The sequence below is a fragment of the Novosphingobium lindaniclasticum LE124 genome, from assembly GCF_000445125.1.
GTDB lineage: Bacteria > Pseudomonadota > Alphaproteobacteria > Sphingomonadales > Sphingomonadaceae > Novosphingobium > Novosphingobium lindaniclasticum.
Genome location: NZ_ATHL01000113.1, coordinates 1 through 19,468, shown reverse-complemented (window position 1 = coordinate 19,468; position 19,468 = coordinate 1). Strand labels below are relative to the sequence as shown.

General features: G+C 61.8%; 22 protein-coding genes. 4 read left to right on the top strand and 18 right to left on the bottom strand.

Going from position 1 to position 19,468, the window contains the following annotated elements:
* Position 1: 1 nt before the first annotated feature.
* The 15 genes from trbC to L284_RS41160 are packed head-to-tail and all read right to left on the bottom strand — an operon-like array spanning position 2 to position 12,124.
* A complete protein-coding gene (trbC, locus tag L284_RS41225) occupies positions 2-751 on the bottom strand; it encodes a type-F conjugative transfer system pilin assembly protein TrbC (protein WP_031342796.1) in 750 nt (249 codons plus the stop codon).
* Between the two features lie 12 nt (positions 752-763).
* Positions 764-1,780 carry a conjugal transfer pilus assembly protein TraU gene (gene traU, locus L284_RS41220; RefSeq protein ID WP_021235253.1) on the bottom strand — a complete coding sequence of 339 codons (1,017 nt, stop codon included), beginning with the start codon at positions 1,778-1,780 and terminating at the stop codon, positions 764-766.
* Positions 1,777-2,055, bottom strand: coding sequence for a hypothetical protein (locus L284_RS41215; RefSeq protein WP_021235252.1), 279 nt, complete (start codon positions 2,053-2,055; stop codon positions 1,777-1,779). Before L284_RS41215 ends, traU begins: the two co-directional genes overlap by 4 nt.
* Positions 2,055-2,693 carry a type-F conjugative transfer system protein TraW gene (traW, locus tag L284_RS41210; protein WP_021235251.1) on the bottom strand — a complete coding sequence of 213 codons (639 nt, stop codon included), beginning with the start codon at positions 2,691-2,693 and terminating at the stop codon, positions 2,055-2,057. The genes L284_RS41215 and traW overlap by 1 nt, the downstream gene beginning before the upstream one ends.
* Entirely contained in the window at positions 2,690-3,241 is a 552-nt protein-coding gene (locus L284_RS41205) for a S26 family signal peptidase (protein WP_021235250.1), read from the bottom strand. The genes traW and L284_RS41205 overlap by 4 nt, the downstream gene beginning before the upstream one ends.
* Positions 3,222-3,902 carry a type-F conjugative transfer system protein TrbI gene (locus L284_RS41200; protein ID WP_021235249.1) on the bottom strand — a complete coding sequence of 227 codons (681 nt, stop codon included), beginning with the start codon at positions 3,900-3,902 and terminating at the stop codon, positions 3,222-3,224. The genes L284_RS41205 and L284_RS41200 overlap by 20 nt, the downstream gene beginning before the upstream one ends.
* The gene (locus tag L284_RS41195) at positions 3,899-4,246 is read right to left on the bottom strand and encodes a hypothetical protein (RefSeq protein WP_021235248.1); all 348 of its coding nucleotides are present in this window, start codon (positions 4,244-4,246) and stop codon (positions 3,899-3,901) included. The genes L284_RS41200 and L284_RS41195 overlap by 4 nt, the downstream gene beginning before the upstream one ends.
* Before the next feature lie 5 nt (positions 4,247-4,251).
* Positions 4,252-6,825: a type IV secretion system protein TraC gene (gene traC, locus L284_RS41190; RefSeq protein ID WP_021235247.1), complete on the bottom strand. Its 2,574-nt coding sequence runs from the start codon at positions 6,823-6,825 to the stop codon at positions 4,252-4,254.
* Entirely contained in the window at positions 6,822-7,838 is a 1,017-nt protein-coding gene (locus L284_RS0124615) for a TraV family lipoprotein (protein ID WP_021235246.1), read from the bottom strand. Before L284_RS0124615 ends, traC begins: the two co-directional genes overlap by 4 nt.
* Positions 7,835-8,758 (bottom strand): DsbC family protein, encoded by a 924-nt coding sequence (locus L284_RS41185; RefSeq protein WP_021235245.1) that lies wholly within the window; start codon positions 8,756-8,758, stop codon positions 7,835-7,837. Before L284_RS41185 ends, L284_RS0124615 begins: the two co-directional genes overlap by 4 nt.
* Positions 8,745-10,070 (bottom strand): TraB/VirB10 family protein, encoded by a 1,326-nt coding sequence (locus L284_RS41180; protein WP_021235244.1) that lies wholly within the window; start codon positions 10,068-10,070, stop codon positions 8,745-8,747. The genes L284_RS41185 and L284_RS41180 overlap by 14 nt, the downstream gene beginning before the upstream one ends.
* A 3-nt stretch (positions 10,071-10,073) precedes the next feature.
* Positions 10,074-10,886 (bottom strand): type-F conjugative transfer system secretin TraK, encoded by an 813-nt coding sequence (locus L284_RS41175; protein ID WP_021235243.1) that lies wholly within the window; start codon positions 10,884-10,886, stop codon positions 10,074-10,076.
* Positions 10,883-11,455 (bottom strand): type IV conjugative transfer system protein TraE, encoded by a 573-nt coding sequence (locus L284_RS41170; RefSeq protein ID WP_021235242.1) that lies wholly within the window; start codon positions 11,453-11,455, stop codon positions 10,883-10,885. The genes L284_RS41175 and L284_RS41170 overlap by 4 nt, the downstream gene beginning before the upstream one ends.
* A gap of 1 nt (position 11,456) precedes the next feature.
* Positions 11,457-11,747 (bottom strand): type IV conjugative transfer system protein TraL, encoded by a 291-nt coding sequence (gene traL, locus L284_RS41165; protein ID WP_008831575.1) that lies wholly within the window; start codon positions 11,745-11,747, stop codon positions 11,457-11,459.
* Positions 11,748-11,803: 56 nt separating this feature from the next.
* The gene (locus L284_RS41160; RefSeq protein ID WP_008831576.1) at positions 11,804-12,124 is read right to left on the bottom strand and encodes a hypothetical protein; all 321 of its coding nucleotides are present in this window, start codon (positions 12,122-12,124) and stop codon (positions 11,804-11,806) included.
* Between the two features lie 427 nt (positions 12,125-12,551).
* Here L284_RS41160 and L284_RS48035 point away from each other — a divergent pair, with 427 nt between their 5' ends.
* The 3 genes from L284_RS48035 to L284_RS41150 all read left to right on the top strand — a co-directional run bounded on the left by L284_RS48035 (position 12,552) and on the right by L284_RS41150 (position 14,906).
* Complete coding sequence (locus tag L284_RS48035) at positions 12,552-13,013, top strand: hypothetical protein (protein WP_152524723.1); 462 nt, start codon at positions 12,552-12,554, stop codon at positions 13,011-13,013.
* Between the two features lie 104 nt (positions 13,014-13,117).
* Positions 13,118-13,630 (top strand): hypothetical protein, encoded by a 513-nt coding sequence (locus tag L284_RS46980; protein WP_146037222.1) that lies wholly within the window; start codon positions 13,118-13,120, stop codon positions 13,628-13,630.
* A 481-nt stretch (positions 13,631-14,111) separates the two neighbouring features.
* A complete protein-coding gene (locus L284_RS41150) occupies positions 14,112-14,906 on the top strand; it encodes a helix-turn-helix domain-containing protein (RefSeq protein ID WP_021235238.1) in 795 nt (264 codons plus the stop codon).
* 268 nt (positions 14,907-15,174) lie between these two features.
* Here L284_RS41150 and L284_RS0124610 read toward each other — a convergent pair whose 3' ends face one another.
* Positions 15,175-16,065: a lytic transglycosylase domain-containing protein gene (locus L284_RS0124610; protein WP_081674088.1), complete on the bottom strand. Its 891-nt coding sequence runs from the start codon at positions 16,063-16,065 to the stop codon at positions 15,175-15,177.
* Positions 16,066-16,178: 113 nt separating this feature from the next.
* Here L284_RS0124610 and L284_RS41145 point away from each other — a divergent pair, with 113 nt between their 5' ends.
* The gene (locus L284_RS41145; protein ID WP_021235236.1) at positions 16,179-17,471 is read left to right on the top strand and encodes a hypothetical protein; all 1,293 of its coding nucleotides are present in this window, start codon (positions 16,179-16,181) and stop codon (positions 17,469-17,471) included.
* Positions 17,472-17,475: 4 nt separating this feature from the next.
* Here L284_RS41145 and L284_RS41140 read toward each other — a convergent pair whose 3' ends face one another.
* Positions 17,476-17,745 (bottom strand): hypothetical protein, encoded by a 270-nt coding sequence (locus tag L284_RS41140; RefSeq protein ID WP_031342791.1) that lies wholly within the window; start codon positions 17,743-17,745, stop codon positions 17,476-17,478.
* Positions 17,746-17,989: 244 nt separating this feature from the next.
* A complete protein-coding gene (locus L284_RS41135) occupies positions 17,990-19,360 on the bottom strand; it encodes an IS1380 family transposase (protein ID WP_021235234.1) in 1,371 nt (456 codons plus the stop codon).
* Positions 19,361-19,468 lie beyond the last annotated feature (108 nt).

Here is a 19,468-nt window from a genome sequence, read left to right as displayed (position 1 = left end):
CTTAGCTGGCCTTGCCCATGTTGCGCAGTGCGACGGACGCAACACCGGCGCCGGGGCCATGGCCGTCGACGAAGGACTCGAGCACGTAGTTGACCGAGACGTTGCCGGTCATGCGATCATGCGGTGGAACCACCGTCTTGCAGTTGAAGCCCGCGCACAGATCGAAGTCGGACGACACCGCGACATAAGTCGGCACCGCCTTCACATCGAAAGCACGGAAGAGGCGAGGATCGATCCCGACGTTGGAAAGCTGATCCTGCTCTGTCACCACCTTGGAGAGCGCAGTCGTAAACGCCTTCAGGGAGTTGTTCGGGAAGCCCCGGAACACGATGATGCCACCGGCCTTTGACGTATCCGCGATCATCTGCCGAAGCGCCTTGGGCGGCATCGACAGGCTGGCGAAGACGATGAACTGCGGCGCATCACCCTTCTTGGCCGCCACGTTCTGCGAGGCGCCCTGGATGATCTCGTCGAAGTCGAACGGGCCATCGCCGTTCATTGGCAGATCGGCCTTGGCCAGATCGGTCAGGCTGTCGGTGCCCTGCTGCTGGACGGCCAGTGCCTCCTCGCGGAAGGCTTCGCCGCGCCCCTTGACGTGATCGGCAAAGGTCTGGGCGTCTTCCTGCATCGCAGCTGCGCGCTTGCGCACCGCCTCGAGGTCAAGGCCATCGATGTTTTGGGCGATGGCCTGGATGCCTGCGACTGCCGAAAGACCGGCTATGGCGGCAATCACAATGGTTCTGCGTCGCATCGGATATGTCTCCTAGAGCACACAACAGTTACGCTTGCGCCAGACGAGGTAGCCCATGTCCTCGCCCTCGACGGGGTAGGAGCGGCCAGTCTGGGGCGGCAGGGTGGAAGCACCGATTGGCGAGCAACCCATCTTCCCGCTCACCGTCGGGATCGGATTGGTCATCTGGATGCGGTACTGCTGCTTCTTCAGCACCGGCATCAGGTACTTGTCGCACATACCCTTGCTGCCCATGGTCCCCCATGCGAGGCCCTGACGGTGCATCTTGAAGGCGAAGCGCGAGAGCGCGAGGCGCGACGCCTGAACATGGCCGATCGAGGACGAGATGTTGCCGTTCATCGGGTACATCGAGCCTTGGCAACCCGCGCACCAGAACGTCACATCGAGCGGGAGGCGGGCGGTTGCCGCAATGCAGTCGCCGGCGCAGGCCGCCTTGGCGATCGGATTGGCGAAGATCACGACCTCGGGATTGATGATCGTCGTCAGCGTGTCGTCCTGCCAGAGCGGGTCGACCTCGGTCATGTAGGCGATGTCGAACGACGCCTGCTCGAAGCAGAGGAATTCCGTGAGGATTTCCATCCAGTAGAGGAGGGGATAGACGTACCAGTGGACGTGCCACTTCGAGGTATTCTGCGCTTGTCCGCCGACCTGCGAAGGGCCCGTGAACTGGCCCTGGCCGATGTCGAAGCCCGGCGCGATTTTCATGCCGCCAAGGTTCACGAAGCACCACGGCTTTACCGAGACGTCAGCGAGGCGCACCGGCTCCCAGAAACCCGCGGCGATGCCGATACGCGGAATCGGGCTGCCACAGGCGCAGATCGGAAGGCTCGGGTTGTTGGTGTCAGGCCGCGTGCTCGGCCAGATGCTGAGGCCACCGATCGACAGCGGGAACAGGCAAGACCAGCAGACGTCCGTGATCGGGTTCACGAACTTGCCAGTGCAGCGCGACTGCGCCTGCGCTGCCGGGGCGAGCATGGCCGAGGCGAAGAACATCGCGAAAATCGCGATGAGGCAGCGCAGCGATTTCATGATGCCGTCTCCTGCGACGTCGCCGCCTCAAGCCAGGCCTGATCGGCACGGTTCTTCCGAACCACATAGAAGGCCGTGTAGACGGCCGTCGAAATCAGAAGCGCGGCGATCCAGATGGGGACGAAGCGGCCAAGCATCGCGGTAAGCGGCGAGACGAACGCCACGGTCAGTGCGCAGAGGATGCACAGCACCTGAAAGGTGCGCCGCATGACCCTGAGCCTTGGCGTCTCCGGCGCTGCCATCGGCGTTCTCAGCAGGTCGAGCCACAGCGGCATCAGCTTGCCCCCTTCAGCTTGATCTCGGAAAGCTTGATGACCTTGCCATCCTGTTCTGCCACGGCCGGCGTGTGGCGCACCCCGAACTTGCCGGTCAGGCGGCCCTCCTGGTCGAAGTAGAAGCGGCGCTTGCGCGCGGTCATCTGCTCGATCGGCGAACCCGACACGAGAATGATCTTGGCCTTGAGGTCGGAATACTGGCTGGTCGCCCATTCCATCTGCGCCTCGTCGTCACCGTCGACGAAGACGAGGGCTTGATGCATCGCCACGAAGTCCAGCGGGTTCACCGTCTGCCCAGCGCGGGCGACATAGTTGCCCTTCTGATCCTTCACATCCTTCTCGATGACGATCGTCGGATCGAAGGCCCAGATCCGCGCCTGCGTTGCCGGCGTGATCCCAGCAACCGGCGTCGGACGACGAACCTTGGCCTCGGCGCGCCGCGCGAACTCGGCATTCATCCGGTCGATCCCACCCGATGCCTGCAGCTTTGTCAGGCGCTGCTCGATCACCGAAAGAAGATCCGTCTCGATGATCGGGAACGTCTGGCCGACAACGCCGTGATCGCTTGCCTGTCCCGCCGACGAAAACGTCAGGGCACACAGCAGGATGAGCGATCCGTTGTGGAGGAGCCGCTTCACAGGATCGCCTCCCCGACACCGACGATCTTCTTCGCGCAGGCATATCCGATCGCGGCATACCGGCTATCGAACCCATCCTTGTGCGGTGTTCCGACATAGTAGCAGCCGCGCGGGATGATGCCGGTAGGGCCCGCAGCGAGCGGCTCACCGAACCGGGTCAGGGGCTTCATGCGACCGACAACGCGGCCATTTACGAGAACCTGCGTCCCGCGGTGCGCCACAGTATCACCCGGCATGCCGTAGACGATCTTGCCGAACATCTGCTTTTTCTCACCGAAATGCCGGATCACCAGCGGATCGGCAGGCGGCACGAAGAACACGTACTGACCGCGCTGAGGCGTAACCGTCTTATGGATCACGAAGGCCCAATTGGGCAGCGATTCAGAAGTGTTGATCAGCAGCCCATGAGTGTCACGCCAATCGCAGATGGCGGAATAGGCGATACTGCCGGCGATGAAGAGGCCGAGCGCGCCCCACAGGCGCTTATTCGGCCGCCAGCCTTTGGGCCTCTCCCCGATCGTCAGACCCTCACTGACCGCCTGCGCCATAAGGCCCTCCAAAGCTGGAGGGATCACCCATCGGTGCCGCCGCCGCCGAAGCCTGCTCAGGCATCGGCCCGAATGCCGAGGGACCAGCAGCGCCTTGCGGCGGCGCGGGACTTAGCGGCACCTGCGGGATCGGGCCTTCCGCCCCGCTCTGCATGACCTCTTCTGCGGAGGCAGGCTTTGGCCGCTTCACGCCCGAGGCATAGACGGCCTTGATCACATGCGGGGTGATGTCCTCGACGCCTTTGGAAAGCACCGCTTCCCCGACAAGGATGACCTGGCCCGATGCACTGCGCCGCTGCAGCTCGCCATCGAGCGATGCCATGAACTTGCGCATTTCCGCTTCGACTTCCTGCGGAGGATTGGCGCTGCGGGCCTGCGCCTGCACATAGTCGCCAACGATAGCCGACAGGTTGGCCTTCACGATCTTCTGCGGCGGCTCCATGATCGCCCGCGTCACCCACATGCCCCAAATCAGCATGGCGATTATAGCGAGCCCCACAACCAACTGGCCTGCCGTGTAACCGGCGAACACCGTCTTGCGAGGCTTCGCAACCTCGATCGCAGGGCCGGCAACAGCCGGTGCCGGCGAGGGCGCCGCTGCCGCCTCGCCAAGAGCCTCGCTCTCGGATTCGATGGAGTTATTCCAGGTCGGTTCGCTCATGCGCCTTGCTCCAGACTCAAGGTGTCGCGCGGCACGATGGCGTGCCGGCGAAAAAAGACGATCACACCGGCCACAACGAGATGCAGGACGGCGACGAGAACTTTGAAATCAGCGATGCGGGGCGCGTCGGCCGCGGCGTAGCGGCTCGAGAGATTGGCCAGCTGGTGCATCATGCCATCGAGGCTGAACCCGCCGATTGCGACGAAGAACAGCACGAACGCGCCCCAGGTCATCAGCAGCGTCACGGCAAGGAAGCCAACGGTGTGAAGCAGCACGAACAGAAGGAACCGAAGCCCCGCTCCAGCTTCCGCCCGAGCCTTACGTTGCACGCTGATGCTGGCCATGCCGCTTACTCCGCTGCGATGGGGACAGCGTCGTCGCCGCCCCACTTTTCAGGGTTGTTTGGGAACGCGACCCGCTCGATCGCCTCATCCATGGAAACCCCATGTCCGAGCAGATCGTGGATCATCGCGAAGGTCTTGGGCGAGGACGAGAAGACGGTCGCGGAATAGGGATCGAGGACGAGCCTGCCCGTTGCCTGCATGTCAGGCCCCTTGATGAACACGTCCGAATATTCGATGCCGCTGCGCTTCAGCGAACGCACCAGCGCATCGGTATGGTCATCCATGTCGAAGCGGCCGAGCCGCTTAAAGTCGTTGCTCGTCTCCTCCTTCTGCGCGAGGATGACCGACCAGTCGCTGTTCTCCAGCGCCGCGCGCGATCCGTCGGACTTGTAGTAGTCGTTGAGGCTCTGGGTGGCCGTCACCAGCGAGGCCCCATACTTGCGGCAGGTACGGGCGTAGGCTTCGATGAAATCGGCCATCGAGCCGCCCTTGAGCATCTGCCACGCTTCATCGAGCAGCAGGGCTTTCGGGATCGAGCGATCGACACGGCGCATCATCTGCGACGCCATGAACATGATCGCGGTCAGCACCACCGAGCGCAGTTCCTCGCGCGAGGACAGATCCGACAGTTCGAAAACCGTCAGGTTCGCCTTCAGCTCGAAAGAAACCTCGCCCTGGAAGAAGCGTCCATAGGTGCCATTTGACGAGAAGGGACGCATCGCGATACCGAGATCCGCGCCGAGCGCGTTGCCGGTGTCGGTCAGCGCCGCGATTACATCGTCGATAGATCCCTGACGGCCCTTGGCGCTCCAGACCTCGTTGACCGCACCGTCGATAAGGCCGCGTTCGGTGTCGTTGAGCTTGTCGACGTGACGGGCCATCTGGTTGACGATCGACTTGAGCATCGCGAAGCAGTCCATGAGGTAGTCCTCATCCTGCTCGGCCATCTCCGCGTCGATCATCGAGAAGGGGTTGATGCAGAACCCCGAGGACATGGTGAACTCGACGAAAGCACCGCCCTGCAGCTTGGCCGAGTGCTCGAACGAGCGGCCATCGTCGATCACCACCACCTTCGCCCCGGCTCCGCACAAGGCGGAGCACAGCTCCTGCAGGGCCACCGACTTACCCGAACCGGACTTGCCGAACACGGCGACGTTGTGATTGCCCGAGTTGTTCTCGAACGGGGACCAGAAGAAAGGCTGTCCGCGCCGCCCGATCAGCATCATGTGAGGCACGTTGGCGCCGAGATATTCGCCCTGGATCGGCGCGAGGCTCGCCGCCGTCGTCGTCAGCACGGAGCGGAAGCGCTTCATGTTCTTGAGATCAAACGACAGCCCATTGGCCATCGTCATCGGCATTGCCGCCAGCAGGCCCTGGATCTGTAGGTAGCGATCGTCGAGAAGATCCCACCCGGCCGCCCGGTACACGGACTTGAGAACCCGCTCGTTGGCATCCCCCTTGCCCTTGGGCGAAAAGGTCGTGACCGAGTAGAACGCCTGCACGAGCTTGCGACCCTGCCGAAGCTCATCCTTCACGAACTCCCATTCGCGCGATTGCTCCTTCAGTTGCGGAAGCATGCGCGCGGACTTGGAATCGGCAAGGCTGGTCGTGCGCATGAACTTGCGCGAAGCGCGCATACTCTCGGCTTCTGCGTCGGGGAAATCGAGACACAGGTTCGTCGATACCGGGCAAGGCATGCGCAGCTTGTCGGCGAACATATCGCCGATCAGCTTTGCCATGTCCCATGGCGCCCAGCGCTGCGGAAGGTTGCGAACCGAGAAGGAGCGCACATCGAAGACGTCGGGATAGATCTCTCCGATCTCGGGCGCATCATCGACCATCTTGCCCGTCGGGCGAAAGCGCTCGGTGCGAAGCAGGATACGATCCGGCTCGATCTTCATCTCCAGATCGTGCCGCACTGCCTGATCCGCGATCGGATCGAATGGGTTGTAGATGATGTTGTCATCGCCCGGTGCCGTCGTCGGGGAAGTGATGTCGTCGATCCAGGCAATCAGCGCCTGCGGGTCCATCGGGCGCGCATAGATGCCAATCGACTCCAGCGAAGACACCAGACCTTCGAGAACCGAGACGATTTCCTCGATCGTGACCCGGCTCGATTCCGGGGTGGCGTAGGAAATCGCAAGGCGATGATTGCGCAGGTGGAACGGCGCGGCCGACGACAGCGAGTTCCAGACACCATCGAGCAGGTACTCGGTGCGGTGCTTGGCCATGCGCTCGTAGACGCTTCCGGCCATGAAACGCGGCAGATACCATTGCGACAGGCGCTCGCCCACACGAGGGCTCATCCAGCCATGGAACTGGAGCGTGCCCGGCGTCGGAATGCCTTCGGACAGGAACTGCGTCAGGATTTCCGAGGTGCGCTCATTGGCCCCCATCATCGGCGTCGCCTCAAGGACGAAGCCACGCGACGAACTGTTGTAGAACAGGTGCGTCTTGGGATCGTAGCTGCGATAGGGCAGCCAATGGACGAGACGGGGAACGGTTGTGTCGGGCCGATTGGTTTCGGGCTTGGCGTTGTCGCCAAGCAGCGTGCCCATGATCTTGCTGAACATATTCATGGCTGCACTCCCGGAAACGAGCCAGCACGCATCACCGGCAGCGGACTGGCGTCCTTCGCGGCAGCCTTGGCTTCAGGCACAGCCCGGCCAAGCGCCGAACGGATCGCCGGATCAGCCTCAACAGCAGCAATTGCGGCCTTGCCCTTGGCGGTCGCGTGCTGAGGCACCGAGATCATCGGTCCCGTAGCCACACCATCGCCGCCCGCGCCGCCTTTGGCGGCGGAGGTAGGAGACGCGGGTGTGAGGGGGGAGGCAGGCGCCGGTTGGGAGGCAGGCGCCTGCGCGACAGGCTTGGGCTCGGCCTGACGCTGGGGTTGAGGTTGGGGAGTAGGAGAGGGCGTGGAAGCCGCAACCGGCTTTGCGGTCGCCGGCTTCGCTGCCCTTGGCCTGCGCGGCGTGGTCAGGGTACGCGAGACCTGGTCCTTGATGTCCCCGACAGGATCGGGCGACTGGACTTCGCCGCCATTGCCGGCAGCCCGCGCCATGGCGACGGCTTCCGGCGTTGGCAGATCAGGATCTACCGCCAGCGTCTCGATCATCGGCGGTTCCGCGCGCTCGACAGCGGCGAGAAGGGTGTCACGCCCTGCAGACGCCGCCACTTCATCGGGCGATTGCGCTACGGCATTACCGGCCAGAGCCTCGGCCCATTCGCCGCGCTCGACGACGGCATGAACCGCCGACTGTTCATGAAGCCTGCCCGAAGCGTCGATCTGCGCCGGAAAGACGATGCGAAGCACTCGCTCGCGTGTGCGTACCGGCGAGCTGACCTTCTGGTAGCCACGCCCCTCCGCTGGCGGTTCCACATAGGGACCAGCAGGCGCGATCATGCGATCGCCTTCCTCGCCCGAGATCATGGCAAGAGCGCGATCGTCGATATTACCGCTTGGGGCGCAGATCCCGTCCGGCGCGCGGCAGGCGAAATGGCCCTTCACATTGCCGCCCAGCGACATGCATCCCGAAAGGCTGGCGCTGGCCAGCAGCACGCCGGCAAGGCCGATGCGCCCCCGGATCACGACTGGCCTCCCTTGAGCCAGTTCTCAAGGAACTCCTTGGGCCTGTAACCCTCCAGCACGCTGCCATCGTCACGCACGATGACGGGCGTACCGCCCAGACCATGCAGCCTCGCAAACGCCTCGTTGGCATCCAGGCCCTTGGTATCGCAGGGACCGGTCCCCTTGATGTCCTGCCCGGAATAGGCGGCATGAAGGGCCTTGGCCTTGTCCTTCGCACAGTAGACCTTGTCGGCAATATCGCGGCTGCCCAGAACCGAGATCGGCCGCTCGACGACGCGCACGTTCATCGAGGAGAGCGTGTTGCTCAGAGCCCGGCAGTAGCTGCAGCGGAAATCGCTGAATACCGTGACCGTCTTGCCCGACGAATTGCCCCAGACGATAGCGCCATCCTTGGGCAGTTCGCCCAGCGGCAGTTTCTGCAGAGGGGCCGCAGCGGCGGCCTTTGCAGCTGCAGCGGGCCTTGCTGCAAGTGCAGGTTCATTGTCCTCGGCGCCAGCAGCGTTGGCCTTGGCCGATGCGCCCAGCAGCATGTCCGGGTTCATCTCGAGCAGGCGGGTCGCCGTCAGATCCTGGCGCGTCTCCATGTCGTAGACGCGGCCGATCACCAGATAGCGCGCGGTGCGGTCGATGTAGAACAGGTTGCTGCCGGCAGTGACTTCGCACAGGCCATCGACCTTGTCGCAATTGACGCTCGTGACCTTGGTCTTGGGAAGGCGCGCCTTCAGCAGTTCGGCCACGCTTTTGCTCGGCGGCGCGATGTAATCACGCGCATAGGCCAGCGTGGCGATCCCTCCTCCAACAAAAGCGAGCCCGCAGGTGAAATAGAGGAATGCGCTACGCATCCACGGGCGCTTCAGTTCGGTGTCCAGGTCGGAAACGACGCTCTGGGCACTGCCATCATGATGTTCAGTTGCGGACATAGACACCCTCCAGGAAGACGATTTCGACATCGACGCCGGTCGGCATTTCGATGACAGGCTGGTACTGTTCGGCGCGCTCGATCAGATACTTGCTGACCATGTCGCCGGTTTGCGAGACGCCCTCGCCAAGGCCGCCTTTCGCGATGTCGCCCATCGACAGATCCTGTCGCTTGCCATCGACGATGACGTTGGGCTGCGTGAGGGCATTGTTGGAGTTGGCCGCGAAACCACGACCGAAGCCGCCGACGAGCCCGGCAATGAATGCCTGGCTGACAAGGCTGCCCTCGCGGCTCACAACGCGGCCGCGAACGCCCGTTTTGCCGCCGAAGGCGATGAAGCCCTTGACCTCGGATACGGCGTAGCGCCCACCCGGCTGCGGGCAGGTCATCTTCTGCAGCTTGACGTAGACCTTCTCGCTCGACAATTCGCCGCGCGCCGCGCCGTTGATGAGGCAACCCTGAATCTTGGTCGTCAGCAGCTTGCCATTCTGCAGCACCGACCGGGCAGGCCCGGTGACACGCAAGACAACCGGGAGCGGATCGGTCTGGCTCTGTACGCCTGCGGCAGCATCCACACCCACGATAACCTTGGCGGTCGCGAAGCTGTTGGGCGGCAGATAGTTCGGGCTATCGGAGTAGACCGTGTTGCCCTTCTCGACCTTCTTGGCATTGCCCGTCTCACCGCTGTTGAAGGAGACCATTTTGACTTCGCTGGACCGGACGGGGGGCGAGTCCGGCCCAGCTGCGCCACCAGCGTCAGGACGCTGATAAGTCGGTGAGTTCGGTCCATAAAGGGCGGCGGGACCGGGCGGTGGAGCCACCGGCGTCGCCCGCTCGTTGATCTGGCGCCGGAGCTGCTCGTTCTCGGTCTGGTAGGCACTGACCACCCGCTGTCCATCGGCCGTCATGGACTGGTTCTGCGCGCGCAGCGCCTCGATCTGCTCGGATAGCTGCGCAACCTTGGCATTGGTGCCGCCGACCGACTTGAGCTGGTTCTCCTGGCTCTGGAAGCGGTTTTCCGACTGCGCCATCCACTCCTGCTCGGAGAGGTTGCGGTTCATCATGTCCTTGGTCGAAACCTGAACGTCCTCGATCTCGTCGTCGGCCTGGCCTGCGACCTTCCCGTTGTCGGAGAAGATCCACATGCTGGCCGCGACGACACCGACAACCGCGACACCGCTCAGAAGCATGCGCTGCTTGCGCCGCGTCTCGGTGTTGCCGTCGAGTTCATTGCCGACTGGCGAAACGCCATCGCCGCCCCCGGGGCCGTCGAGCGATTTACGCGAGCGCGAGAAGATACCCTTCAAGTCCATGGCTCAGTTCCCGGTGCGAGAGACAAGGTACGCGGTCGTGACCTTGCCGGGCGCGAGGCGCGGCTCGGCGATCGAAACCGCAAGCGAGGAAGCCGGCGCAACGCTGGCCTCGGTAAGGGTCGTTTCCTGAGCGCCGTTGTTCTCGATGCGCAGGACGCGGCCCGTCATTTCCGAACCGCGATATTCGGCGATCATCTGGACCTTGAGGTCGCCCACGTAGACGGGACGCAGCGAGCGCTGGCGCATTTCGTAGCCGTCCACGATCTGACCGCCGTACATCGCCTGCACCAGCTCGATCGCCCGATCCTGCGAGCTGGCCTGCTGGACGTTCTGCGGACCTGCCTCGGCGGCATCGGCCTTGGCGATTGCCGGGTTCGAGATGAACACCTGCACCGCCTGATCGCCGGAAATCCGGCAGATGAACTTGTAGACATAACCCCGCTTGGAGGTTGCGAAGAACGAGAGGGCAGGGCGGGCAAAGCCGTCGGGCACCGACAGGTAGATGTCGCCGCGCACCGGCTCGTTGACGACGCTGAAATCGTCGGCCGGGTTGCCCGTATTGATCTTCGAGACCGAGGCGAACTCGTCTTCGACAAGGCTGATCCGGGTCAGGTCGCGTGCCGAGGCGCTGCATTCGACCTGGCTGCCGTCCGAAGCCATCAACGTCTGGTCGCCCAGCGCCATCGCAGGCGCCGAAATGCCCATTGCCGACGCGGCAATGAGCAAGGCGCCCGTCGTGCGGCTTACAATACACATGCGCGAGCAAAGCGCGGCGCCGGCGATGGCCGAGCCGATCAGGTATTGGGTGGGTGTCATGACAGCCCGCCTTTCTTCTTTTCTGGCTGGACCATCCCGAAGCCGATCAGCTTCAGCGAGAGCCCCGAATATTCCCAGTTGAACTGGAAGGTGCGAATGTCGCTGGAGACCACCTTCTGGCCGACCACCGTGTTGAGCTTGCCGGTGACGGTCGATCGCAGGTTCGCGGTGTCGATCTCCATCGACTGGATCTGGAAATACTGCGAGATGGTCGAGCCGCGCTGCTCGTTGACGATCTCCAACAGGTCCGCCTTGATCTTGCCCTGCGCGCGCGGCGAAACGATCTCGAGCACCGACTTCATCCAGTAATCCAGACTGCCCGGTGAGCGATCCAGCGTCAGGATCGCGGTGTCGCGGGTCATCAGCTCCAGATACTCGCGAGAGACGCCCGCACTCGACAGCGTCAGCGGCGAGCGCAGGACGGGCTGGAGCACGATCTCGCGGCTGCGCGTGACCGAAAAGAGGAGGAGGAGGGCGACGACGCCCGCAAGAACGAGCGCAGTGACCCCAAGCATATTACGCTGGCGCAGGATGCGTTGGCTCTGCGCGTGCTGATAAGAAAATTCCATGTCAGCCCACCATCAGTCGAAGGTAGGAAGGCGGCGTGGCTCGCAGCGACGGAAACCCGCCTGGCAGGTGCCAGTATGCGAGATGGATCAGCCACGATGTTGCCCGTCCCGCCTTGGCTTTCCGCAAAGCCCACCATCCCAGGAAGGCAAAGCCAATCCCGATGACAATGTGTTGGGACAGGATTCCCCAGATGAACGGGAGAACCATCGCGAGGAACTCATCAAGCGTCCAGAAGCCGATCAACTCGGGATCATCCAGATGAGAGGGGATCACATACTTGTCGGCTGCCATGCCATGCCACCTTCCAAAAGGTGCCGGCGAAGCTGCTACTTCGCCGGCGTTCGGGATCAGATCGTGGCGGTGACGGTCGAGGTGACGATCGGAATGCCGGTGCCGGCGCCAACACCGACGCCGACCGGGATGGCGACCTGGCCGAGGCTGAAGCGGCCCGAGGCGAGACCGACGATACCGCCTGCGAGCGAGAGCACCGTGATGATCTTGCCGCCGGAACCTTCGAGGAAGCCGGTGAACTGCGTCAGCGCGGTGTCGAAGGTGGTGTCGGCGCCGGCGAAAGCCGGACCGGCGAAAGCAACGGCAGCCGCGGCAAGGCCGATAACTGCGGCTGCGGTGGCTTCACGGCTCACGCCGCGGTTGAGCAGGGTCTTCATATAAGAGTCTCCTTCAATCGAGCGCATTTGAGCGCGCCCAAGGGAAGGCTGCGAAACACCCAGGCACGGGATCAAGCTGGAACGGTCGGAACGATTAGGGAGTTCTGCTATTTTCTTGTGATCGGATGGATTAGCTGGCCGAATCACTGTTTTGGTCCGCGATGGCGGACTTCGGTCCTCAATCGAGGACAACCGTCCTCATTTCAGGACCACCATCCTCGTCCTGGGACGCCTGTCCTTGCACCGGGACCCGTGTCCCTACTCGAGGACGCTCGGTCTCACGTCCGATAATGGCGTCTTGAACGCCAAGCTGTGTTGATTAGAGGCCGTCGTCCGCGCTGGTGATTGGAAAGTCGGCGTTTTGACGTACTGTGGCAAGTCAGGGAGTAACGCGACCGATGATTCGACCGGCGGGGGGTGAGTAATCATGGATGATGAGAAGAATATCTATAGAATGGATGTTTCTGAATACTATTTCAGAATGACAACTGAATGTATTCGTCTCCATTCAAACCTGCGGCATCGATATACGGCATTAAACGACGTTGTTGATGAGCGAGTTAAGTTTGCGGACGGCGCTTGTCGTAACCACCCGCCTTCGACGCTCAAAGAGCATCTCAAGCTAATACCTGCTCAGGGAAACATACCTCTCGAAATCGAGATATTGGAAACTAATGCTGGAAAGATAAACGATGTAGCTATCGATCTTTCATCGATCATAGGGACTTCGGTTGGATTTTCTGAGGCCCTTTCCGTAATCATGTTTGACTTTATGGTTGAGGCCAATCGGACAGAAGTTCTTACTAAAATCGGATTTACGTCGCAAGAGGCGACGAGGTACCGGCAGTTACTAAAGCCAAATGCTCCCGGAGTTAAATCCATTAACTGACAGGCAATTTTTATTTCTGAGCAATTGCGGCATTGCAGTTGCGAAGGGTTTGCAATCGCTCGTTCTTTGAGTAACCCTGCAGGGGCATTACCGGAGGATTGGCGATGGGGGCACCAACAACCGAAGGGGATTTCCCTGTTAAAGGCGAAGTCCAATCGTTTGGTTTCGTTGACTATGTTCGATGGCGAATGGGCCAGGAGGGACTACATTACCGCGATCTTGCGGTCAGGGCCGGACTTTCAAAGTCCCGCACCCATACTGTGTTCCACCCGGAACCGTCCAAACGAAGACCCATCTATATTTACGAGTTCCACGCGGTGGCTGCTGCTTTGGATCTTTCGCCGCTAGAGGCAGCACTGGTTAGCGACCTGTGTGCTGGGGGTGGTGTCGACACGGAAGGTGTCGAAACTGAGGTCAAATTCTATGCCGGCATCATCAACCGCTTCCGAAAGGAAATGCGACAGATGATGGAACGCATTGCAAGCCTCGAGTGGAATGACGTCCGGCCCGCGCATGGCGACTTGATTATCGAGCGTGTCTGGGCGCAAGTCGAGGACGCGTATTCCGACGTCGCGGATAGAAAGGAACTGCGCCGCCTCAGAAACGATGAAATTTAATGCATACTGCGAATAGCTGTTTTTCGAACCGATCCATCGTAGCTCTGCTATAGATAGATCAACATCTGCATCTCGTAGTGATTAGACTTTCAGGGGTTTAATTTCTTCGAAGTAGTCGCAGGGAACCCGGCGTGGCCGCCGTTCAGCACTTTCGTCTGTTGCGACATCACTGCTGCACTCATGGAGCGCAGGCAGCGCATTCGCTCGCCGTCGCTGCGGCTGCGAAATCTTTCACTTTCGAAGATGCTATCTTCTACAATCAGGAGCTTTTGGCCGTGACCAAATAAAGGAAAACCCGGCGCTAAGGCCGGGCATCCCAATTTCAGCGATCGATAATCGATCGGACATATCAGCGGCGCCAACCGCTAACGGTCTCTACTACTAGACCTGACATAGCCGATCCCGATCCCGGACACAAGGATGCGCGTTTCGCGCCCCGGAATCTCTTTGCCTGGTCCGGCCTCCAACAAGGAGGAAGGCGATGGGGATCTATGCTGTCGGCGACACGGCACGAAGTGTGCTGTCCGGAGTCCCTGTAAATACCGAGAAGTCCCGTTCCGGCGCGAAGCATCGCACCGGGGCGCCCGTCAGGGCGGGCAGCCTCGAGGCGAACACCTTTGAAGACACATTCTTCCAGGTGCCGAGCAAGGGCGAGCCGGACAGGATGCTGTCCAAGGCCAAGTATGCCCTCGATGCTGGCAGGAAGCTGTTGCGCGAGTACAAGGCAGGTCTACGGACCCTAACTGCCTCCGAGAGGTTGCTCACGAGGCTCACGGCCTCGGCGGTGCGCATCTATGAAGAGCTGACAAAGCTGGCGCGCCTTTGTGCCGGCAAGATCTATCCCAGCTACGACCATCTTGTCGAGGCTACGGGGCTCGGCCGTTCGACTGTCAGGCGCGCTCTCGCCGTGCTGGAGGCCGTCGGCTTCATCATCCGGCAGCGCCGTTTCAAACGGGTTGAAGCCGACGGACCCGGCCCCCGTTTCAAGCAGACTTCCAACGTCTACCGCCTCCTGACGCCAAAGAGCGTGCGTCGCTATACGCCACGCTGGATGCGCGCTGCGCCGACACCTGTCGATGATGACTGGCGCCGTTCGGATGAGGCCGAGCAGGTCAGTGCCATGGTCGCTTCGCTCTCCTGCAAGGAATTTGCTCAGATGTCCGTAGGCGGCGCCCTGGGCCGGGTGCTGGCGCAGTTTGGCGCTGCGATAGACAATAAGGAAGACCGTGAACGCCGCGCATCGGTGAAAGCAAAAGCACGGCTTTCATGTGCCTGATAGCGCGAGGTCCATTTTGGTGCTCAACCGCTCCCCAACTCTATTAAAATAAGGAAAAATGGAGTTGGCCTAGGTCGGCCAACGCACTGATCTGACGATCCAAGGCCGCACTGACAGCATAAGAACGACACCCCAGGAACGGGGCCGCACCCTCAGGAGTGCCGGCTACGCCGTCACGTGCTACCAAGGGGAGCATGCGTCTTCTTCCGCCATCTTTTCGTGCCCTCGCGCTAAACGAGGGGTCAGCGAGGCGCGAAATCGAAAGGGATCAGAATGCCGAAACCGCTACGGTGCGGCCTTTAGGCTCGGGCACGAAACTGGCCTGTTGCTGACCCGCGCCATAACGACGCAGCCGCGCCCAATTATCGAGGATAGTTGCAACGTAGCCCTGCGTTTCCCTGATCCGGGGAACAACCCCGCCCTTAACCCGGCCCGGCCCGGCATTATAAGCCGCCAGCGCCAGATGCACTTGCCCAAACCTGTCGAGCTGGCTCCGTAGATAACGGGCGCCGCCGCGCAAATTCTGGACCGGATCATAGGGATTTACCCCAAGCTGTGCCGCAGTCCCCGGCATCAATTGCGCCAGGCCGTAGGCTTTCATCCTTGAGATCGCCGCTGGATTATATCGGCTCTCCTGAATGATCATCGCGTCGAACAGGCCCGTCGGAATGCCATGCTCGCAGGCGATCGCGCTCATCATCCCGTAATAGGCTGCGCGGCGCGCCTCCGCATCGGGCTTCAGGAACCCTGCCGGACGATAGGGAATGGAAGCGCATCCCGGTGTGTAAGGCAACGAGGCAAGCGTGCGATACTGTCCCTTCATCCACCCCGGCACCGCGATCGATGAAACCGGCGCAACGGCAGCCGCAGCCAGATCATAGGAACCGGCAAGATCGGGCTGATCGACCACAGGCGCGCTAAACTCCCGCCCCATCTGATATTCGACATAGCGGCGCGACAGGTCATGCACGCGAAACGCTTCGGGAATCCCCGCGGCAGGTGCAGCAACCGGCATCGCTGGCGGCGCGTCCGCAGCCAGTGCCGGTTGACCCATGACAACAAGTTCCACCTTGCGCGTCTTTTTTACTTCGCCCGCGCTTACACTATTAGGAATGACGCACAGTAAAGCGATCAGCCCTGACACACGATGTACACGCATATGAACCCTCCAAAGCCTTCATGAGATAATTGGAGTTCAGCGCCTTTACCCTTGTCAACGCCGTGATCCTCACGAACACATTTTTTTGAAAAAGGCTTTGGAAGGCTTTCGGCATGTGGCTCGTACCGCGCGACACCAACGGCAAAGGCTCAAATCGTATCCCGCTGCCGCCCGATCTGCGCGCAGCGCTGATCCGCTGGTACGTTGGAAAGGGCACCGTCCACGATGAAAAGGCGGGCATCACCCTCGTTCAGCAGGCGCGGATCGGACAAAAGTGGATCGCCTGCGACTGCCTTGGCGCCGATAAGGCCCCGGCCATCCTGACGCCGGCGTTCCTTTCCGAAGCGGAAACCTACTATCTGCGCCGGCTCACCAGCTCGAAACGCCCCGAACATCTGCCCGACTGCCCGTTTTTCCGCGACCAGGTGACGATCCGTATCAGCGAAGTGCGCTCACGATCGACCCCGCTCGAGCCCCCTGCAGGCTTCTTCGAGGTGCTCAAACCCGCGCCTGAGAAACTGGCGCAGCGCCCGGAAGACGATTCCAACGACGATCGGACCCGCAACGCCTCGATCCCGAGACTGGCCAGATTGCTATGGCGCCTGATGGCAGCAGCTGGCGTCAACCGCATCGCGCCGCTCGCCTACCGCGAAGAATGGTCGATCCGGCGCGAGTTTGCCGCGCTCACCAGAGCGGCAGGTCTGATCGAGATCGCACCGGGCATCCAGCTGGAGAAAGCCTTTTGGACACACCCCAAGCCCCTGCAGGCCCGCGCCGTCTACGCGACGCTGCGCGCACTTGAGGACAGGTGGCCGCGCGACCACGCCCCACAAGGCTTCGTCCTGCTCTACGCCAAGGGCATCCATGGGCAGGAAATCACGCTGACCGACGGCGATACCGTTACGATCGCCAACCGCATCCAGTCCCCATCGGTGCGCGGAAACCCGATTGAGGGGCCGTTCCTGGTCATCATCGTCGTCGGCAAATATCCCGAGGCCAAGGGCTATGCGCCGCTACGTGCCTATGCCCAGCCCATCCTCAATGGGCGGCTGTTCGCACCTGTCGATTCCGATTTCGAGCGAGACGTATTCCGCACGATCCTGCGCACCCAGCAGGAGCTTCACGGCCGCGGTATTGATCTCGCGATCGACAAACCCGTGTTCGACACCCTGACGCCGGATGGGCCGTGTCGTCCCGACTTCCTGATCGAAGCGCGATCACGCGAAACCGGCGAGATCCGCAACCTTGTCGTCGAGGCCATGGGCTTCAAGACCGAGGAATACGAGGCGAGTAAGGCCATCACCCATCCGCGTATGGCGCACCTGGGTCAGATCGTGACGATCGACAGGCAGGATGATGATGCCCACACAGGACGGCGGGCGCTTCTTGAAGGGCTTGGCCTCTGACGCTCTAGCGCCAGGACAAGCTGGCTGCGAAATAGCCGATGATGCCAAGCGTCACCGGCGTCGAGAGCAGATAGAGTTTCTGCCAGCGCCACCAGATCCGGGGCAACAGCAGCGCCGCTCCCTTCACGCTGCGCGCATCCTCCCAGACGGGATCCTTCCAGAGTTCATGCAGGGCAACGCTCACCGAAAGCACCATGGCAATCGCGCAGCACAGGCTGGTCGCGAGATAGATTGCCATCCAGTTGGCGATTTCGAGAGGCGTAAACTGAGACATCCGGCCTTTGTTATACCTGTAACTTTCTACCAGGGCACCCATATCCGACGAGCAAATTCTTACAGGGAAACCCTTAACCTCTGTTATTCACCGGAGCGCAGGCTTTCGGCGTTCTGGACCTGACTTTTGTTGAGGGCGTAGCGAGGGCGAGCGTCTTCCCCGGCGCTTTTCACCGGTTCAGGATCGATGGGCTTTTCAAGGTTGACGGACGGGGCTCAGGCTTTGGGCGGCATTGCCGCGCTGGTTATGTCGGCGCTGGGCGGAAGCCGGTCGCGATAGCTTTGAAGACGCCGGCATCGGGGCATGCCGACGCGAAGGCGAGACGGATGCGCGAAGCGGTTTCGATGACGCGGGCAGCCACCTTGATGAGCCGCAGACGCAATGTCGTGAACTCAGCGGTGGCGAGCACGGTTGCCTTGGGGATGGCCTGCTGGATGCGCCACAGCAGCCAGTAAGCGGCGGTGTGGAGGATGAGGCGCATCTGGTTGGCGTTTGCCGAGCGGCACGAGGTGCGATCGCTGGCGAGTTGGGATTTGTGGCGCTTGATCAAGTTCTCGGCCTGGCCGCGCGCGCAGTAGAGCGTATCGTAGATGTGCTCGGCCGAACCCTGGGCCAGAGAGGTGACGACGTAGCGGATGTCCATACCCAGGATACTGGCCTCGATCCGGGCGACGACGCGGCGCTTGCAGTTCCAGCTCTTGGCGCCGTAGCGGGTCTCGGCATAGGCGCGCAGCACCGGATACTGGGTCTTGGCCCGCTTGACCGCGCAGGCATCGGCGGCAGCGACGATTTCGGGATCAGCACGCAGCGCAGCGTTAGTGGGCAGGCCGAACACGTAATCGACCCCGGCTGCTTCGCAAAAGCCCATGACTTCGGGGCGGCCATAGTGCCCGTCGCCGCGGATGGTGATGTGCGTTTCGGGCCAGTGCCGGCGGATGTGCCGGATCAGGCGCCGGATGTGGCCGGCCACTTCGGCGCCTGAGGGTGTCTTGCCGGTGCGCAGCAGCATGGCCACCGGCCGGCCAGTGGCGGTATCGTAAACATGGATCGGCAGGAAACAGCGCTCTCCATGATGACCATTCCAGAACGAGAGCTGCTGATAGCCGTGCACGACATCGCAGGTGTCATCGATATCCAGCGTTACCGCTGCCGGCGGGGCTGGATAACTGCCGCAGTAGATGTCGACCATTACCGCCAGCATCTTCGCCAGCTCACGCGTGGTCGGCGCATTCTCCCAGCGGCTCATGGTCGGTTGGCTGGCCAGTCCTGCGCCTGATCCTGGCAACTTGCCCAGCGCCAGGCGGAACCCCGGATCATCACGCAGAGCATCGAGATCGTCGGCATCCTCATAACCGCAGGCGATAGCGAAAACGCGGGCGCGCAGAATGTCATCGAGGCGATGGATCACCCGCGTCGGGTCCCGCGGATCGGCGATGCAAGCCGCAAGCCGTCGGCAGATCCCTATCATGCGCTCGGCCTGGGCCAGCAGCAGCACGCCGCCGTCAGAGGTCAGCCGCCCACCGTCGAACGCGGCGGTGAGCTTTTTGCCGCCAACCGCTGGAAACGAAAATCCCGGTGCGCTATCGTTGCTCTTGGCGGGTGTGGTCCGTGGCATAAATTGCCTCGCTGCAGGACTGGTCTAGACACCCATTTTCCTACCGCAAAGCAATCGCTTAAGCCACTCCCGCCAACCCGCTAAAAGCCGCCCGGTGAATATGATGGG

Coding starts and splice junctions, on each gene's coding strand:
- trbC (WP_031342796.1), bottom strand. CDS start 751: ATGCGACGCAGAACCATTGTGATTGCCGCCATAGCCGGTCTTTCGGCA.
- traU (WP_021235253.1), bottom strand. CDS start 1,780: ATGAAATCGCTGCGCTGCCTCATCGCGATTTTCGCGATGTTCTTCGCC.
- L284_RS41215 (WP_021235252.1), bottom strand. CDS start 2,055: ATGCCGCTGTGGCTCGACCTGCTGAGAACGCCGATGGCAGCGCCGGAG.
- L284_RS41205 (WP_021235250.1), bottom strand. CDS start 3,241: ATGGCGCAGGCGGTCAGTGAGGGTCTGACGATCGGGGAGAGGCCCAAA.
- L284_RS41200 (WP_021235249.1), bottom strand. CDS start 3,902: ATGAGCGAACCGACCTGGAATAACTCCATCGAATCCGAGAGCGAGGCT.
- L284_RS41195 (WP_021235248.1), bottom strand. CDS start 4,246: ATGGCCAGCATCAGCGTGCAACGTAAGGCTCGGGCGGAAGCTGGAGCG.
- traC (WP_021235247.1), bottom strand. CDS start 6,825: ATGAATATGTTCAGCAAGATCATGGGCACGCTGCTTGGCGACAACGCC.
- L284_RS41185 (WP_021235245.1), bottom strand. CDS start 8,758: ATGTCCGCAACTGAACATCATGATGGCAGTGCCCAGAGCGTCGTTTCC.
- L284_RS41180 (WP_021235244.1), bottom strand. CDS start 10,070: ATGGACTTGAAGGGTATCTTCTCGCGCTCGCGTAAATCGCTCGACGGC.
- L284_RS41175 (WP_021235243.1), bottom strand. CDS start 10,886: ATGACACCCACCCAATACCTGATCGGCTCGGCCATCGCCGGCGCCGCG.
- L284_RS41170 (WP_021235242.1), bottom strand. CDS start 11,455: ATGGAATTTTCTTATCAGCACGCGCAGAGCCAACGCATCCTGCGCCAG.
- traL (WP_008831575.1), bottom strand. CDS start 11,747: ATGGCAGCCGACAAGTATGTGATCCCCTCTCATCTGGATGATCCCGAG.
- L284_RS41160 (WP_008831576.1), bottom strand. CDS start 12,124: ATGAAGACCCTGCTCAACCGCGGCGTGAGCCGTGAAGCCACCGCAGCC.
- L284_RS48035 (WP_152524723.1), top strand. CDS start 12,552: ATGGATGATGAGAAGAATATCTATAGAATGGATGTTTCTGAATACTAT.
- L284_RS46980 (WP_146037222.1), top strand. CDS start 13,118: ATGGGGGCACCAACAACCGAAGGGGATTTCCCTGTTAAAGGCGAAGTC.
- L284_RS41150 (WP_021235238.1), top strand. CDS start 14,112: ATGGGGATCTATGCTGTCGGCGACACGGCACGAAGTGTGCTGTCCGGA.
- L284_RS0124610 (WP_081674088.1), bottom strand. CDS start 16,065: ATGCGTGTACATCGTGTGTCAGGGCTGATCGCTTTACTGTGCGTCATT.
- L284_RS41145 (WP_021235236.1), top strand. CDS start 16,179: ATGTGGCTCGTACCGCGCGACACCAACGGCAAAGGCTCAAATCGTATC.
- L284_RS41140 (WP_031342791.1), bottom strand. CDS start 17,745: ATGTCTCAGTTTACGCCTCTCGAAATCGCCAACTGGATGGCAATCTAT.
- L284_RS41135 (WP_021235234.1), bottom strand. CDS start 19,360: ATGCCACGGACCACACCCGCCAAGAGCAACGATAGCGCACCGGGATTT.